17 protein-coding genes are annotated in these 15,655 nt (G+C 62.1%); 11 read left to right on the plus strand and 6 right to left on the minus strand.

The window, feature by feature from the left end; translation table 11 throughout:
* Positions 1–54: 54 nt before the first annotated feature.
* The 5 genes from kdsB to LNV08_RS02545 are packed head-to-tail and all read right to left on the minus strand — an operon-like array spanning position 55 to position 3,192.
* On the minus strand, positions 55–831 hold the full coding sequence (gene kdsB, locus LNV08_RS02525; protein WP_263532069.1) for a 3-deoxy-manno-octulosonate cytidylyltransferase: 777 nt from the start codon (positions 829–831) through the stop codon (positions 55–57).
* Positions 828–1,049, minus strand: a complete 222-nt coding sequence (locus tag LNV08_RS02530) for a Trm112 family protein (protein WP_263532070.1) — start codon at positions 1,047–1,049, stop codon at positions 828–830. The genes kdsB and LNV08_RS02530 overlap by 4 nt, the downstream gene beginning before the upstream one ends.
* Entirely contained in the window at positions 1,042–2,115 is a 1,074-nt protein-coding gene (lpxK, locus tag LNV08_RS02535) for a tetraacyldisaccharide 4'-kinase (RefSeq protein ID WP_263532298.1), read from the minus strand. The genes LNV08_RS02530 and lpxK overlap by 8 nt, the downstream gene beginning before the upstream one ends.
* 35 nt (positions 2,116–2,150) lie before the next feature.
* Entirely contained in the window at positions 2,151–2,567 is a 417-nt protein-coding gene (locus LNV08_RS02540; protein ID WP_263532071.1) for an ExbD/TolR family protein, read from the minus strand.
* 7 nt (positions 2,568–2,574) lie between these two features.
* Entirely contained in the window at positions 2,575–3,192 is a 618-nt protein-coding gene (locus LNV08_RS02545) for a MotA/TolQ/ExbB proton channel family protein (protein ID WP_263532072.1), read from the minus strand.
* A gap of 374 nt (positions 3,193–3,566) precedes the next feature.
* Here LNV08_RS02545 and xseA point away from each other — a divergent pair, with 374 nt between their 5' ends.
* The 4 genes from xseA (at position 3,567) to LNV08_RS02565 (ending at position 7,786) form a co-directional block, all read left to right on the plus strand.
* Positions 3,567–4,862: an exodeoxyribonuclease VII large subunit gene (xseA, locus tag LNV08_RS02550; RefSeq protein ID WP_263532073.1), complete on the plus strand. Its 1,296-nt coding sequence runs from the start codon at positions 3,567–3,569 to the stop codon at positions 4,860–4,862.
* A 96-nt stretch (positions 4,863–4,958) separates the two neighbouring features.
* Complete coding sequence (locus tag LNV08_RS02555; protein WP_263532074.1) at positions 4,959–5,540, plus strand: superoxide dismutase; 582 nt, start codon at positions 4,959–4,961, stop codon at positions 5,538–5,540.
* 112 nt (positions 5,541–5,652) lie between these two features.
* Complete coding sequence (locus LNV08_RS02560) at positions 5,653–6,360, plus strand: response regulator (RefSeq protein ID WP_263532075.1); 708 nt, start codon at positions 5,653–5,655, stop codon at positions 6,358–6,360.
* Positions 6,347–7,786 (plus strand): sensor histidine kinase, encoded by a 1,440-nt coding sequence (locus LNV08_RS02565; protein WP_263532076.1) that lies wholly within the window; start codon positions 6,347–6,349, stop codon positions 7,784–7,786. The genes LNV08_RS02560 and LNV08_RS02565 overlap by 14 nt, the downstream gene beginning before the upstream one ends.
* Positions 7,787–7,800: 14 nt before the next feature.
* Here LNV08_RS02565 and LNV08_RS02570 read toward each other — a convergent pair whose 3' ends face one another.
* Complete coding sequence (locus LNV08_RS02570; protein WP_414858668.1) at positions 7,801–8,334, minus strand: DUF192 domain-containing protein; 534 nt, start codon at positions 8,332–8,334, stop codon at positions 7,801–7,803.
* A gap of 45 nt (positions 8,335–8,379) precedes the next feature.
* Here LNV08_RS02570 and LNV08_RS02575 point away from each other — a divergent pair, with 45 nt between their 5' ends.
* Genes LNV08_RS02575 through ccoG form a run of 7 tightly spaced genes read left to right on the plus strand, consistent with a single transcriptional unit; the run spans position 8,380 to position 15,639 of the window.
* Entirely contained in the window at positions 8,380–10,719 is a 2,340-nt protein-coding gene (locus LNV08_RS02575; protein WP_263532077.1) for a heavy metal translocating P-type ATPase, read from the plus strand.
* Between the two features lie 7 nt (positions 10,720–10,726).
* Positions 10,727–10,927 (plus strand): cbb3-type cytochrome oxidase assembly protein CcoS, encoded by a 201-nt coding sequence (gene ccoS, locus LNV08_RS02580; protein ID WP_263532078.1) that lies wholly within the window; start codon positions 10,727–10,729, stop codon positions 10,925–10,927.
* Positions 10,928–10,948: 21 nt separating this feature from the next.
* Positions 10,949–12,397 carry a cytochrome-c oxidase, cbb3-type subunit I gene (gene ccoN / locus LNV08_RS02585; protein ID WP_263532079.1) on the plus strand — a complete coding sequence of 483 codons (1,449 nt, stop codon included), beginning with the start codon at positions 10,949–10,951 and terminating at the stop codon, positions 12,395–12,397.
* Positions 12,398–12,424: 27 nt separating this feature from the next.
* Complete coding sequence (gene ccoO, locus LNV08_RS02590) at positions 12,425–13,048, plus strand: cytochrome-c oxidase, cbb3-type subunit II (RefSeq protein ID WP_263532080.1); 624 nt, start codon at positions 12,425–12,427, stop codon at positions 13,046–13,048.
* A 13-nt stretch (positions 13,049–13,061) separates the two neighbouring features.
* Positions 13,062–13,217: a cbb3-type cytochrome oxidase subunit 3 gene (locus LNV08_RS02595; protein ID WP_263532081.1), complete on the plus strand. Its 156-nt coding sequence runs from the start codon at positions 13,062–13,064 to the stop codon at positions 13,215–13,217.
* A complete protein-coding gene (gene ccoP / locus LNV08_RS02600; RefSeq protein ID WP_263532082.1) occupies positions 13,214–14,128 on the plus strand; it encodes a cytochrome-c oxidase, cbb3-type subunit III in 915 nt (304 codons plus the stop codon). Before LNV08_RS02595 ends, ccoP begins: the two co-directional genes overlap by 4 nt.
* A 32-nt stretch (positions 14,129–14,160) precedes the next feature.
* Entirely contained in the window at positions 14,161–15,639 is a 1,479-nt protein-coding gene (gene ccoG, locus LNV08_RS02605) for a cytochrome c oxidase accessory protein CcoG (RefSeq protein ID WP_263532083.1), read from the plus strand.
* Positions 15,640–15,655: the final 16 nt, after the last annotated feature.

Consider the following 15,655-nt stretch of genomic DNA (forward strand, 5'->3'; position numbering starts at 1 on the left):
CGAGGATAGCATGGGCAAGCCTACGTTAGCCTGACGCAGGCATAGCTTGTTCCTCTATGTAACTTGGCGTGATTGTGGGGCTGCGAAGATGGCCCGCACACGCGCCAAGTCTTCCGGCGTGTCCACGCCTGGCCCGGGCTTGTCGGGGCTGACGTACACCGCGATGCGCTCGCCATGCCACAAGACCCGCAACTGCTCCAGTGACTCAATCTGCTCCAGCGGGCTGGCGGTCAAGGTCGGGAAGCGCCGTAAAAAGCCCGCGTGATAGGCATACATTCCGACATGGCGCAAGGCGCCAGCGGCGGCAAGATTCGCTTGGGCGGCGCTTGAGCCGTCACGCCACCAGGGAATGGGGGCGCGTGAGAAATACAGGGCCAGACCCTGGGCGTCCAGCACCACCTTGACCACATTCGGATTGGCGAACTCTGCGGCGTCATCCAGCGCATGAGCCACCGTGCTCATCACGCATTGCGGCCGCGCTTTGAGCAACTCGGCGCAAGCATCGATCATCGCCGGCGCAATCAGCGGCTCGTCTCCTTGCACATTGACGACCAGGTCTTGTCCGTCCAGGCCCAACTGCTCGCAGGCCTCGGCGAGCCGGTCGCTGCCGGACACATGATCGGCACGAGTCAGCAAGGCCCGCACACCATGCGCGCGGCAGGCGTCGATGATGAGCGGCGAGTCGGTGGCCACAACGACTTGAGTCGCCTTTGACAGCGCCGCGCGCTGAGCCACCCGTACGATCATGGGCAGGCCTTCGATATCGGCCAGGGGCTTGTTGGGCAGGCGACTGGATGCCAGTCGCGCCGGCACGATAACGCTGAAACTCATGGGTTCAAGTGGCGCGTAGTCCGAGCTTCGGGGCGTGTCTCGGTCTCTGGATCAATGGCGCGAGCCTCGTTTTCCAACATCAGGGGAATGCCGTCGCGAATGGGGAAGGCCAGTCTGTCGGCATAGCAGATCAGTTCCTGGGCAGATTCACTGCGCTTGAGCTCCAGTGGCCCCTTGCACAGGGGGCAGACCAACAGTTCCAGCAATTGCTTATCCATTTTTTGGGGTCAGGTTGTTGGCAGGACGCAGCAAACGCTCCACATGCGTTTGCAAGGCCTGCTGAAAGGCTTGTTCGGGGCTGAAGTCTAGCGCCACCACCCAGACCCGCATGGTTTTGGAGCCCTTGAGGGCCCGTGCGGGCAGCAGCTTGACTGCGTCTTTCTCGGTCAGCAGCACGTCCTCCATGTCCGCATAGGCCGTACTTTGCCAAGGCAGGCTGCTGAAATCGAAATGGTCGGCCAAGGGGATGGCTTGTATCGTCAGCCCGGCGTCGCTCAGCATGTCAAAAAAGCGTTGCGGATGGGCCATGCCGGCGGTGGCCAAAACCGGGCGGCCGCGCAGCGCAGCCAGGGCGTCGCTGCGCGCCGGCTCGCCGCGCCACCAGCCCGCCAGGCTGACTGCGCCGGCCAGGCTGCGATGGGCCAGATAGCCCGGCAATGCCGTGCTGGGGCGTTTGGCGTTATAGAGCACCAACTCATGCGCCGCCACATGGCTGCTGGCTGTTTGGCGCAAGGGGCCGGCAGGCAGCAGTTGGCCATTGCCCAAGCCGCGCTCATCAAACAGCAGCACCGACAATTGGCGCGGCAGGCGCAGATGCTGCAAGCCGTCATCGCTGAGCAGCAGTTGCAAGTCCGGCCGCGCTTGCAGCAAGAGCTTGGCGGCGGCGACCCGGTCGCTCGCCACGGCCACCGGTGCACCGCTGCGCAGGTGGATCAATAGCGGCTCATCGCCGACCTGAGCTGCTGTGCTGTCTTGGCTGACCAGGCGCGGCGCGTCTTCGCTGCGGCCGTAGCCGCGCGAGATCACGCCGACCTGGATGCCAAGTGCTTGCAGCTGCTTCAGCAGGGCGAGGATGGTGGGGGTCTTGCCGGCGCCGCCAACGATCCAGTTGCCCACCACAATGACAGGCACAGCGAGCTCTTCGGTGCGCAGCCAGCCGCTTCGGTAGAGTTGCGAGCGAATCCACAGCAAGAGGCCATAAACCCAAGCCAGCGGTCTGAGCGAGGCGGCGAGGGCGCCTCCGCCGTACCACTGCGCTTGCAAGCGCTGGGCCCAGACGTTCACGTTCAAGGGCTCAGCACGTCGCGCTCATTGCACGATCACTGCGCATTGGCTTGTGCCGCAAAGGTGAGGTGAGACAGGCCGGCGCGGCGTGCCGCATCCATCACATTGATGACCGACTGGTGGGCCGCTGCGGCGTCCGCCGAGACGATCACCACGCTGTCCGCGCGGCCTTCAGAAGCTTGGCTCATCGCCGCGCTCAGCAGTTCTACGGCACGCCCCTCCACCGGCTGCGAATTGACAACATAGCGACCATCTGCCGCTACCGCGACGATGATCTCGCGCGGACGGTCTTTGAGCTTCTCGGCGTCGGCCACCGGCAGGGTGATCTGCAACTCGGTGAATTTCGAATACGTGGTCGAAAGCATCAAAAAGATCAAAACCACCAACAAGACGTCGATGAATGGGATCAGGTTGATCTCCGGCTCTTCGCTGCGGCGCTGTCTGAACTTCATCGCTTTGTCAGCCCGTGAAGCGTTGCAGATGGCTCAGCATGCGGTCGCTGGACTGTTCCAGCTCCAGCACATACTCCTCGACCCGGCCACGGAAATAGCGGTAAAACATCAGCGATGGAATCGCCACCATCAGACCCAGTGCGGTGTTGTAGAGCGCCACCGAAATACCATGGGCCATTTGTGCCGGGTTGCCCCCGGCTCCGCCTTGGCTGCCGAAAATTTCAATCATGCCCACCACCGTGCCCAGCAAACCCAAGAGTGGGGCGGCAGTAGCGATGGTGCCCAAGGTGTTCAAGTAACGTTCTAGCTGATGGATGGCGCGGCGGCCCGCCAACTCGAACACCTGTTGCAGCTTGGCTGCCGGCAGCTTGGGCTCGCTGCTCACGGCGCGCAGGCCTGCTGCCAGCACTTGACCCAGCAATGAATGCTCGGCCAAGCGATTGACCACGTCCGGTGTGGGCAGGCTTTGGCTGGTCAGGCCCAGCACCTCATCGAGCAAGCGCGTGGGCGCCACACGGCTAGCGCGCAGGCTGGAGAAACGTTCGATGATCAGGGCCAGGGCGATGACGGAGCAAAGGAGCAAGGGCCATATTGGCCAACCAGCGGCTTGTATGATCGAAAACAACGGGCGACCCCTGTGCAAAAAAGCTGAAATAGCAGGCGGACGCCAAGTTGGCACCGGTCTGCCGGCGTGCGGGCGATTATGGCCCGAACCGAGGCGGGGTTTTGGGCACAATTTTGGTCGCCATGTTCTGGTGAGGCGCTGGCCAACAATCCACTTTTGCTGTGGATAACTTTGTGGGCAAGCGGGTTCTAGCGGCCGCCAAAGCCCGAAAAACAAGGCCTGAGGATAAATTGCTTAATTCTTGGGCAGGAAAAAGATCTTGAAAAACAAGCGTTTATATGCTTATGTCAGCGCCGTGACGCGCCAAATCGCCGTTCGGGCCATGATGGGCCGTGCTGTGGAGTTCTCGTCTTCTTCGGGCTGGGGCTGCGCTCATGTTTGAGCGCCCGCAAGCCGCGGCGCCGCGTCCGGTCTGGGGCGTGGCTGCCTTGCTGGCGGCAGTGGCTGACAGTCTCAACACGCGCTTCGCCGTCTGTGTCGTGGCGGGGGAATTGTCCGGTTTTACCCGCGCGGCAAGTGGGCATTGTTATTTCAACCTGAAAGACGCTAACGGCCAAACCGCGATGCTGCGCTGTGCAATGTTCCGCCGCGCGGCCAGCCTGCTGGACTTTGCGCCAGGCGACGGCGCCTTGGTCGAAATGCGCGGCCGGTTGACGCTATACGAGCCGCGCGGTGAGTTGCAGTTTGTGGTCGAAGGCATGCGCCGGGCCGGTGCCGGTGCGCTGTATGAGCAGTTTTTGCGTTTGAAGGCCAAGCTCGAAGCGCAAGGGCTGTTCGATGCGAGCGCCAAGCGGCTTTTGCCGGCCTTTCCCAGCCGGCTCGGCGTCATTACCTCCACCGCCGGTGCCGCTTTGCATGACGTGCTGACGGCCTTGGCTCGGCGCGCCCCCCATGTTGAAGTGATTGTTTATCCGAGCGTGGTGCAGGGCGAGCAGGCTCCGGCGGCGCTGGTCGCCGCGCTGCAACTGGCCAATGCCCGCGCCGAGGTGGATGCCTTGCTGCTGGTGCGCGGCGGCGGCTCGTTGGAGGATCTCTGGGCTTTCAATGATGAGCGTGTGGTGCGGGCCGTGGCGGGCTCTGGCCTGCCTGTGATTTGCGGCGTCGGCCATGAAACAGACATCACCCTGTCCGACCTGGCCGCGGACCTGCGGGCGCCGACGCCGACCGCCGCCGCAGAGTTGGCCGCGCCCTCCCGGCAGGCCAATCTGGATGCCTTGGCCGGCTTGTCCAGCGCCTTGACTCGGCGCGTGCAGCAGCGCTTGGATCTGGCCGCGCAGCGCCTTGACCGGGTGGCGCTGCGCTTGGCGCGGCCGACCGAGATGCTGGCCCGTCAGCGTCGGCACCTCGCTCTATTGACCCAGCGTTGGACGCAGGCCTTGCCCAAGGTGCAGGCCATGCAGATGCAGCGTTTGGCTCATCTGGAGCAGCGCGTAAGGCGTGCCGCACCAGTCTTGACGCGCCAGCAGGACCAACTCTTGGCCGGCTTGGAGGCGCGGCTGGCAGCGTTGGATCCCAGGCAGGTCCTGGCTCGCGGCTACGCGTGGTTGGACGACGGTCAGGGCCGCGCACTCACATCGGTCCAGCAGTTAGCGGTGGGTCAACAAGTGCATGCGGTCTTGGCTGACGGTGAGGCGCAGATGCAAATACTGTCTGCGACACCGAAAGTCTGAAGGGCACTTGCAGGCAGCCAAGACGGCGCCTGCGCAAAGACCTAGAATCGCGCCCACAGCGCATTACCCCCAGCATTTTTTCACCGAGGAATCGATATGGAACATACCCTGCCCGCACTGCCCTATGCCAAAGACGCCCTGGCGCCGCACTACAGCGCCGAGACGCTGGAGTTTCACCACGGCAAGCATCACAACGCCTATGTGGTGAATCTGAACAATCTGCAAAAAGGCACCGAGTTCGAGGCGATGGATCTGGAAGCCATCGTCAAGGCTTCCAGCGGCCCGATCTACAACAATGCTGCGCAGATCTGGAACCACACTTTCTTCTGGAACTGCATGAAGCCCAACGGCGGCGGCGCACCGACCGGCGCGCTGCTTGACGCCATCACGGCCAAGTGGGGCTCCTTTGATGCCTTCAAGGAAGCCTTCACCAAGAGCGCAGTCGGTAACTTCGGTTCGGGCTGGACTTGGCTGGTGAAGAAGGCCGACGGTTCGGTCGACATCGTCAACACCGACGCAGCCGGCACGCCGCTGACTGGTGCCGACAAGGCTTTGCTGACCGTTGACGTGTGGGAACATGCCTACTACATCGACTACCGCAATATGCGCCCCAAGTTTGTCGAGACTTTCCTGAACAACCTGGCGAACTGGGATTTTGCGCAGGCTAATTTTGCTTAAACGCACGCGGGGCGCAAGCCCCGCGAACGCCTGAGCTTGATTCACTGAAGCAGGCCGGTCCTTGACCGGCCTTTTTTTTACGCCTTGGCTTTGGCTTGCTTGGGGTGGTGGCATGCGTGTATTGTTGGTTGAAGATGATGCGGCGCTCAGTTTGGGCGTTACCCGAGCGCTGGAGCGCGAGGGCTGGCAGGTCGATTGCCTGGGTGATGGTCGCCAGGCGATGGCGCCGGGCTTGATCAATCTGTATGAATTGGCGGTTTTGGATTTGGGCCTGCCTGGTGCGGACGGCATGACGGTGCTGCGGGCGTGGCGCTCGGCAGGTGCCAAACAGCCGGTGCTGCTGTTGACGGCGCGTGATGAGTTGTCGGACCGCGTGGCCGGTTTGAATGCTGGAGCCGATGACTATTTGGTCAAACCCTTTGATCTGCCGGAGTTGATCGCGCGGCTGCGGGCGCTCAAACGCCGCGCCGAAGGGCGCGTCAGCGAGACCCTGTCGGTCGGTGATTTGAGGATGGACCTGTCGCACCGTGAGCTCAGCTATCTGGGTGAGGCGGTCTATCTGAGTCCGCGTGAGTTCGCTCTGACCGAGATGCTGATGCAGCGGGTCGGGCGCGTCGTCAGCAAGGATGCGATCGTCGCGCGCTTGTCCAGCTGGGAAGCGGATTTCAGCGAGAACTCGGTCGAGGTCTATGTGCACAGACTGCGCAAGCGGCTGGGCGAGTTGGGGCTGGCGATACGCACGGTGCGCGGTTTCGGCTATGTGCTGGAATGCTGTGCGCAGCCCTGCGTGCCCAGTGAGCCAGGTGATGGCCCGGCCTGAGCGCATGCGGCGCTTGAGCTTGCGCCGGCAACTGTTGGTGCCGCTGGTTTGGATGTGGCTGCTGGGCCTTGCCGCAGCGGTGGCGGTGGCCTCCTGGTTGTCCACGGCAGGCGCTAACGCGGCCTTTGACCGGGGGCTGCAGGACGAAACCGTCGCCCTGGCTGCCAAGCTGGTGTGGACCGATCGTGGCCCTTTGCTGGATATCAGCCGGCAAGCGCTGGAGCTCTTGAACTGGGACGGCGAGACGCCCAATCGCTTTGTTTTGCTGGATGAGTCCGGACAGGTGCTGGCCGGCGACGCGACGCTGCCGCGCCCGGCCTTGCGGCATCAGAGTTTTGGCCAGCCACAGTTATTTGACGCCGAGTTTCAGGGGCAGCGTGTGCGCGGGGCGCAGTTCTCCTTGCGCTCGCCGATGTTGGATCGCAGTGTCACCGTGATCAAGTTGGAGGCCAGCAGCAAGCGGAGCCGGCTCTTGCGGGATGTGTCTTTGGCCATGGTTTTGCCGACCTTGTCCATTGCGCTTTTGACCGTGGCGCTGCTGAATTGGGGTATTAGGCGGGGCTTGGCGCCGTTGCGCGCGGTGGCGCGGGAGGTCGAGCGGCGAGCGCCCGATGATCTGCGCTCTTTGCCTATCGAGGGTGTGCCGGCCGAGGTCGCGCCGCTGATCGAGCGCATCAACAGCTTGTTGGCAGATGTGCAGCAATCGGTGGCGGTGCAGCGTCGCTTTGTGGCGGACGCCGCCCATCAACTGCGCACGCCGGTCGCGGGTCTGCGCGTGCTGACGCAGGAGTTGGCTTCCGAGCTGAGTCAATACCAGGGGGTGCAAGCCAGCGCTTGGCAGCCTGTGTTGACGGCCTTGCTGCAGTCCAGCGACAGGCTGGCCCGTTTGATTGGGCAGTTGCTGAGCTTGGTGCGCTCGCAGAGTGCGCCACAGATTGCGCTTCAGAATGCGCACGGACAAGCCGCCTACCAAGACCTGAGGCCGCTCTTGCGGGAGGCGGCCGAGCCCTTCGCCCTGCGTGCCGCCCGGCAAGGCCGCAGCTTGCTGCTGGAACTGCCGAACCAACCGGTTCTGGCCCGAGCGGATTCGCTTTGGCTGGGCGAAGCACTCGCCAATGTGCTGGACAACGCCTTGCGCTACGGCGGCAATCAAATGCTGGTGACTGTGCGGGCGCTGGCCGACGCGGTTCAGATCGATATCGAGGACGACGGCGCTGGCGTGGCACCGGCTGATCTGCCGCGCCTGACCGAGGCCTTTTGGCGCGGCGAGCGGGCCGATACCCGCAGCGACGACAGCAGCGGCGGCAGCGGTCTTGGCTTGACAATTGCCTATGAGGTGATCGCGCGGCTGGGCGGCACTTGGTCGGTTCAGACGCGGCCCGAGTTTGCGGGCCTGCGGGTGCGCTGGGTGCTGCCCTCGCGCTGATATTCGCCCGGCGCTTATTGCCCCCAGGGCCGGCCGGTCAGTTTGCTGCCGGCCTTGATGCCGCGCTTGGCAAACCAGCCTTGATTCATCTCCAGCGCATAACGCACGGGCTTGGTGGAGCAATGTGAATCGAGCGACTGCGGCTTCATCTCGGCGATATTGACGACGCTGCCGTCATCGGCGATGAAGGCAATTGACAGCGGCAGCAAGGTGTTCTTCATCCAGAAGCATTGCGGATTGGCTTCTTCAAAGACAAATAGCATGCCCTCGTTGGCGCCCATGCTAGGCCGGTTCATCAGACCAATGGCGCGCTGCTCGGGGGACTGTGCGACTTCGGCGCTGATCACATGCATGCCGGCACCGAGCTTGATGGCGGGCAGGCTTTGCGGCCTGTCTTGCGCCATGGCCGACGGGTTGCCGAGCAAGCCGGCGCATAGCAGGGCGAGCAAGGCGGCCGACTTGTGGATTCGAGGCGACAGGCTGGTGCGCGGTGCGCCGCCAGCGTGGTGAAAACGCTTAAGAAAACTGGTGGTCTTGATATATATCATTTGGTTTGCCTATGGACTCGCCTAGATTATGGGACCGATCCCCGCATGATGATCTCCGACTCCAAGCACCTTCACCCTCACGACGCCGAACCCGCCTGCGCGGCCGAGCGCATTGCCGCGCTGGATGATCCCGATTTGCTCGCGCCGTTCACGCATTGGCGGGCGGCCGAGGGTGAGGCCGCGAGCGGTCTGTCGAATGCCGCGCCGACTGTAGCCATTTCCCAGTTCCAGCTCGCTGGGCTGCACTGCGGTGCTTGCGCCGGCATCATCGAGCGCGCCTTGCTGGACTTGCCCGGTGTGCAGGCGGCTAGGGTCAATGCCGCCAGCGCGCGCCTGACCTTGACTTGGTTGCCGACGCGCATCCGCTTGAGCGCGATTTTGGAGCGCGTTGAGCGAGCCGGTTATGGCGCCGCACCGGATGCGGCGGCGCCCGCGCGCGAACTGCGCGAACGCGAGCAGCGCAAGGCCTTGTGGCGTTTGTTCGTCGCCGTCTTTCTGATGATGCAGGTGATGATGATGGCCGCGCCGGCTTACTTTGCCGAGCCCGGTGATCTCAGCCCTGATTTGGAGCGTCTGCTGCAATGGGCTTGCTGGGTGTTGAGCCTGCCTGTTTTGCTGTTCTCGGCCGGGCCTTTTTTCAGTGCTGCATGGCGGCAGATTCGCTCCGGCCGCTTGGGCATGGATGTGCCCGTGGTCCTGGGGCTGCTGACGACCTTTGTGGCCAGTAGCGGGGCCTTGTTTGAGCCCGGCGGATTCTTCGGCGATGAGGTCTATTTCGACTCCTTGACGATGTTTGTGGCGTTTTTGTTGGGCGGGCGCTTTCTGGAAATGCGCGCGCGACACCGCGCCGCTGCGCAGCTGGAGCAGTCCAGCGCTGCCTTGCCGGATGCGGTGGAGCGCCTTGAGCCAGACGGCAGCAGCGCCCGTGTGGCGCCGAGTCGCCTGCAGGTCGGGGATTTGGTGCGGGTTTTTGCCGGCCAGGCCTTCCCGGCCGATGGCCGGATCGAGTCCGGGGCGACCAGTGCCAATGAATCCTTGCTGACCGGCGAGTCGTTGCCGGTGGCCAAAGGGGTGGGGGACGAGGTGGTGGCGGCAAGCCTGAATATGCAGTCGCCGGTCTTGGTGAGGGTGCAGCGGGTGGGTGCCGATACCCGCCACCAAGCGATTCAACGCTTGATGCGCGAGGCGATGACACAGCGTCCCGCGACGACCGAGTTGGCGGATCGGGTGGCCGGCCCCTTCCTCTGGGCAGTATTGGCGCTGGCGATCGGCGGAGCACTGCTGTGGAGCTTTATCGATCCCTCGCGATCGGTCTGGGTGGCCGTATCGGTCTTGATCGTGACTTGCCCTTGCGCGCTGTCGCTGGCGGCACCGTCGGCCAGGTTGGCGGCGACCGGCGCCTTGGCCAAGCGGGGCGTCTTGCTGGTCAGGCTGGAACTGCTTGAGACCCTGTGTAAGGTCGATACGGTTGTGCTGGACAAGACCGGCACGCTGACACAAGAAAGCATGGTGCTGCTGCAGCAGCAGGCGGTCGGCGGCGATGCGGCCGCTTTGTTGAGCGCTGCGCGGGCCTTGGCCAAGCATTCGCAGCATCCGTTTTCGCGAGCCTTGGTTAGTGCGGGCTCAAGCCAAGTTTCGGAGCCTGCCTTGCCGGAGGTGGAAGCTTGGGCGCAGGTGCAGGAGCTGCCGGGCCTGGGTTTGCAGGCAGTCGATGCTGCAGGGCAGGTCTGGCGCTTGGGTTCGCCGGCTTGGGTGCGGGAGCAAGAGCCGAGCGTAGCTACTGAGCCCCAGCTCGCCGACGCCCAACTGGCTTTTGGTAGCCGCACGCAGGCTCTCTACATGCGTTTTGGCGAAATGTTGCGAGCGGATGCTCGGGAGGCTTTGGCGGCCTTGCACAGCCAGGGCCTGCGCAGCCTGCTGCTGTCGGGTGATGCCGGTGAGCGGGTGGCGCGCCTGGCGGCCAGCGCCGGTGTGCAGTCGGCGCAGGGCGATGCGACGGCGGCCATGAAGCTGGCCGCGGTGGCCCAGCTGCAAGCCGAAGGCCGCTGTGTGCTGATGGTCGGCGACGGCATCAACGATGCGCCGGTGTTGGCGCGTGCCGACGTCAGCGTGGTGATGGGGCAGGGGGCGATGCTGGCGCGCGCCAGTGCCGATGCCTTGCTGCTGTCGAATCGCCTGTTGGACCTAGCCATGGCGCGCCAGCTGGCTCTGCGTACCGCTCAAATTATTCGTCAGAACTTGCTTTGGGCCGCCGTTTACAACGCTGCCTGTATTCCCCTGGCCTTGCTCGGTTTTCTGCCTCCTTGGGCAGCTGGATTGGGGATGGCGGGTAGCTCACTTTTTGTTGTGCTGAATGCGCAGCGCCTCGCTCGGTCACCACATTGACACCGTTATGGACATTTTGTATTTGTTGATTCCCTTGTCCGTACTCTTGGTCCTGTTGATCGTTGGTGTCTTTGGGTGGGCAATTAACAACGGTCAACTGGAAGATTTGGAACGTGAAGGCAATCGAATCCTCGAAGATGTAGATGGGTTTGATGAACATCAAGTTCCCCCCCCTGGCGATGGCAAAGAATCGCCATCGTCTAATTAGAAGCCGTAAGGAGCCGACGCAATGGCAAAAACCGCTGGACCGGTAAGTTCTACCGGAGGAGTGTACGAAGACGGCGTAGTGCGAGCATTCGCACTTGCCGCCGTACTGTGGGGTGTTGTGGGTATGTTGGTGGGGGTGATCATTGCCGCCCAGCTGACATGGCCAGAACTTAATTTGGGCATACCGTGGCTCACTTACGGTCGCTTGCGACCGTTGCACACCAATGCCGTGATTTTTGCTTTTGGCGGCTGCTCGCTGTTCGCGACCGCTTACCACGTGGTTCAGCGCACCGGCTACACGCGTTTGTTCGCGCCCGGCCTGGCTTGGTTCACGTTCTGGGGCTGGCAATTGGTGATTCTGTCGGCGGCGATCACGCTGCCCTTGGGTATTACCAGTGGCAAGGAATACGCTGAGCTGGAGTGGCCTATCGACATCTTGATCACCTTGGTTTGGGTGGCTTATGCGGTGGTCTTCTTTGGCACCGTCGCCATCCGCAAGGTCAAGCACATCTATGTGGCCAACTGGTTCTTTGGCGCCTTCATCTTGGCGGTGGCGCTCTTGCACCTGGTCAATAGCGCAGCCATCCCTGTCAGCCTGTTCAAGAGCTACTCGGCCTACGCCGGTGTGCAAGACGCGATGGTGCAGTGGTGGTATGGCCATAACGCGGTGGGCTTTTTCCTGACTGCGGGCTTCCTCGGCATGATGTATTACTACATCCCCAAGCAAGCGGGTCGTCCTGTCTACAGCTACCGGCTGTCCATCGTCCACTTCTGGGCGCTGATCTTCACCTATATGTGGGCGGGTCCGCACCATCTGCACTACACCGCCTTGCCTGACTGGGCGCAAAGCGTGGGCATGGTGTTCTCGCTGGTGCTGTTGGCGCCAAGCTGGGGCGGCATGATCAACGGCGTGATGACCTTGAGCGGTGCTTGGCACAAGCTGCGCGATGACCCGATCCTGAAGTTCCTGATTGTGTCGCTGTCCTTCTACGGCATGTCGACCTTTGAAGGCCCGATGATGTCGATCAAGACGGTCAACGCCCTGAGTCACTACACCGACTGGACGATTGGTCACGTGCATTCCGGCGCCTTGGGCTGGGTGGGTCTGATTTCGATGGGCTCGCTCTACCACTTGATCCCGCGTATGTTCGGTCGCACCGAGATGTACTCCAAGTCGGCGATTGAGCTGCACTTCTGGGTTGCTACGCTGGGCATCGTCTTGTACATCGCCGCGATGTGGATTGCCGGCGTGATGCAGGGCCTGATGTGGCGTGCGGTCAACCCCGACGGCAGCCTGGTTTACACCTTTGTTGAGAGCGTCAAGGCGACTTACCCCTTCTATGTGGTTCGACTGCTGGGTGGTGTGCTGTATCTGGGCGGCATGTTGATCATGTCCTGGAATGTGATCAAGACGGTGCAAGTCGGCCGTGCTCAGGCCAGCGCTATCCCGACAACACTGGCTCACGCCTGATGCTTCGCTGACCAAGGAGAAATTGATATGGCATCGACAAACGATAAAGCCACCGGTCACGCGAAAATCGAGACCAATAGTTTTCTGATGATTGTGCTGGTGCTGCTGACGATCATCGTCGGCGGCGCAGTGGAAATTATTCCGCTGTTCTTCCAGCGCTCGACCACCGAAGCCACACCCGGGCTCAAGCCCTATACCGCGCTGCAACTGGCCGGACGGGATATCTACATCCGCGAGGGCTGCTACAACTGCCATTCGCAGATGATTCGTCCCTTCCGTTCGGAGACGCTGCGCTACGGGCACTTTTCGACCGCCGGTGAGTTCGTCTATGACCACCCCTTCCAGTGGGGCAGCAAGCGCACGGGCCCCGATCTGCACCGGGTGGGCGGTAAGTACAGCGACGAATGGCATCGCATTCACATGACCAACCCGCGCGACTTGGTGCCTGAATCCAATATGCCGGCTTACCCCTGGTTGGCCAAGAATATGTTGGATCCGGCCGAGCTGGCGCCCAAGATGCGTGCATTACGCGTTGTCGGCGTCCCTTACACGGACCCGGAAATTGCAGAAGCCGCCGAAGCCGTCAAGGGCCGCAGCGAGTTGGACGCAGTGATTTCTTACCTGCAGGTGCTCGGCACTGCGCTGAAGTGAAAGGTTGATTGCTATGGATATCAATACTTTGCGCGCGGCAGTGACGGTGTTTTCGCTGCTGGTGTTTCTTTGTATCGTGGGCTGGGCTTATGCCGGCCGCAACAAGGCAAGCTTTGAAGAGCAGGGCATGTTGCCGCTGGGTGAAGATGGTAATGGGAGGCCGCAATGAGTGATTTTTTCCATGATGGCTGGTCCATATTCGTCGCCGCCGGCACGATTCTGGGCTTGGTTTTTTGCATCTTTTTGCTCTTCATCGCCAGCCGCCGCAAGGTTATGGCTGACGACAACAGCACGGGCCATGTCTGGGACGAAGACCTCATCGAGCTGAACAATCCGCTGCCGCGCTGGTGGGCGATTCTGTTCGTGCTGACGGTGGTGTTCGCCGGCATCTACTTGGCCATGTATCCAGGCCTGGGTAGCAAACCTGGTTCGCTGGGTTGGACCAGTGAAGGCCAGTACCGCCAAGAGCAAGAGGCTGCCAACAAGGCGATGGCCACTTTGTTCGCGAAGTTCCAGGGCAAGCCGGTCGAGGCCTTGGCACAAGACCCGGTGGCGATGGGTATCGGTGAGCGTTTGTTCGCCAATAACTGCGCCGGTTGCCACGGCTCCGACGGCAAGGGCAGCAAGGGTTTCCCCAACCTGACCGACACCGACTGGATCTACGGCGGCAGTCACGAGACCATCACCCAGACCATCACCAACGGTCGCATCGGCATGATGCCTCCGATGGCCGCTGCAGTCGGTACGCCTGAGGACGTCCGCAATCTCGCCAATTATGTGCTGAGCCTTTCCGGCAGTGCCCATAACGCGATCGCTGCACAGATGGGGCGCACCAAGTTCGGTGTCTGCGCGGCCTGCCATGGTGCGGACGGCAAAGGCAACCAAGCAATTGGCGCGCCTAACCTGACCGACAAGGTGTGGCTGCATGGCTGGGGTGAAGAGGCCGTGATCAGCATGATCAACAACGGCAAGACCAATGTCATGCCCGCGCAGTCCACTCGCCTGAGCCCAGAGCAGATCCACATCGTGGGCGCTTATGTCTGGGGCATGTCGAGCAATTTGGCGGCTGCGGCCAAATGAAGTCTGAGAAGTAAGCTTCACCCAAGGTAGGCATGAGCGCAGAGTCGGACAAGAGTCAGAGCAAGACCCCACAGCCTGCCTCGGCAGGCAAGGGTAGCCAGACGGTCATCGAGATCGTTTCTCTCTACCAGGCGCAGAGCAAGATCTATCCGCGCTCGGTCAGCGGCCTGTTTGCGCGCTGGCGTTGGGGCTTGGTCTGGTTCACCCAGCTCTTGTTCTACGGCCTGCCTTGGTTGCAGTGGAATGACCGCCAAGCGGTCTTGTTTGATTTGGCCACCCGCCGGTTTTACATCGGCGGCTTGGTGCTTTACCCGCAGGATTTCATCTACCTGACGGGGCTGCTGATGGTGTCGGCCTACGCCTTGTTCTTGTTCACGGCGGTGGCCGGGCGACTGTGGTGCGGGTTTGCTTGTCCGCAGACGGTCTACACCGAGATCTTCATGTGGATCGAGCGCCAGTTTGAGGGCGATCGTCAAGCGCGAATCAAGCTCGATGCCCAGCCCTGGGGTTTCAACAAGCTATGGCGCAAGAGCGCCACCCAACTCAGCTGGATTGCGCTGGGCCTGTGGACAGGCTTCAGCTTTGTCGGCTATTTCACCCCGATCAAGCAGCTGTGGGCCGAGGCTTTTACGCTCGGCTTCGGGCCCTGGGAATGGTTCTGGGTCTTGTTCTATGGTTTTGCCACCTATGGCAATGCGGGCTATATGCGTGAGCAGGTCTGCAAGTACATGTGCCCCTATGCGCGCTTCCAAAGCGCCATGTTTGACAAAGATACGCTGATCATCAGCTATGACGCCGAGCGCGGCGAGCCACGCGGTTCGCGCGGCAAGAAGGTCGACGCCAAAGCTGCCGGCCTGGGTTCCTGCATCGATTGCACCTTGTGCGTTCAGGTCTGCCCAACCGGCATTGATATCCGCAAAGGCCTGCAATACGAGTGCATTGGTTGCGCGGCCTGCATCGACGTCTGCGACGGCGTGATGGACAAAATGGATTACCCGCGCGGGCTGATTCGCTACGACACCGAGAACGGGCTGAACCAACACCTGAGTCCGGCCCAAAAGCTGCGTCGGGTGTTCCGTCCGCGTGTGGTGATTTACACGGTTGTTTTAGTGGTCTTGTGCTCGGCCTTGCTGGGCAGTCTTTTGTTCCTGCGCAGCCCCGTCAAGCTTGATGTGGTGCGCGACCGCGGCGTGATGGCGCGTTTGGTCGAGGACGGTTTCATTGAAAACCTGTACCGCCTGCAGGTGATGAACACCACCGAGCAGCCACAGGACTTCACGGTGGCGGTCACGGGCATGACGGGCGTGGCTTTGGCTCAGCCGGTTGCGCTCACAGTGGGTGCAGCCGAAGCGCGCTGGGTGTCTGTGGCGGTGCGTGTGCCGCCGGAAGTGGCCGCGCAGGCCGGTGCTGGCGCTCACCCGATCCAGTTCCAGTTGATGCGCCCACAGCAAGCGGGCAAGGAGCCGGTTCAGGCTTCAATCGAAAAATCAACGTTTGTGGTGCCGCGCTGATGCGCAGCCGCCCAGC

The sequence above is a fragment of the Paucibacter sp. TC2R-5 genome (genome assembly GCF_025717605.1).
GTDB classification, from domain to species: domain Bacteria; phylum Pseudomonadota; class Gammaproteobacteria; order Burkholderiales; family Burkholderiaceae_C; genus Paucibacter_A; species Paucibacter_A albus.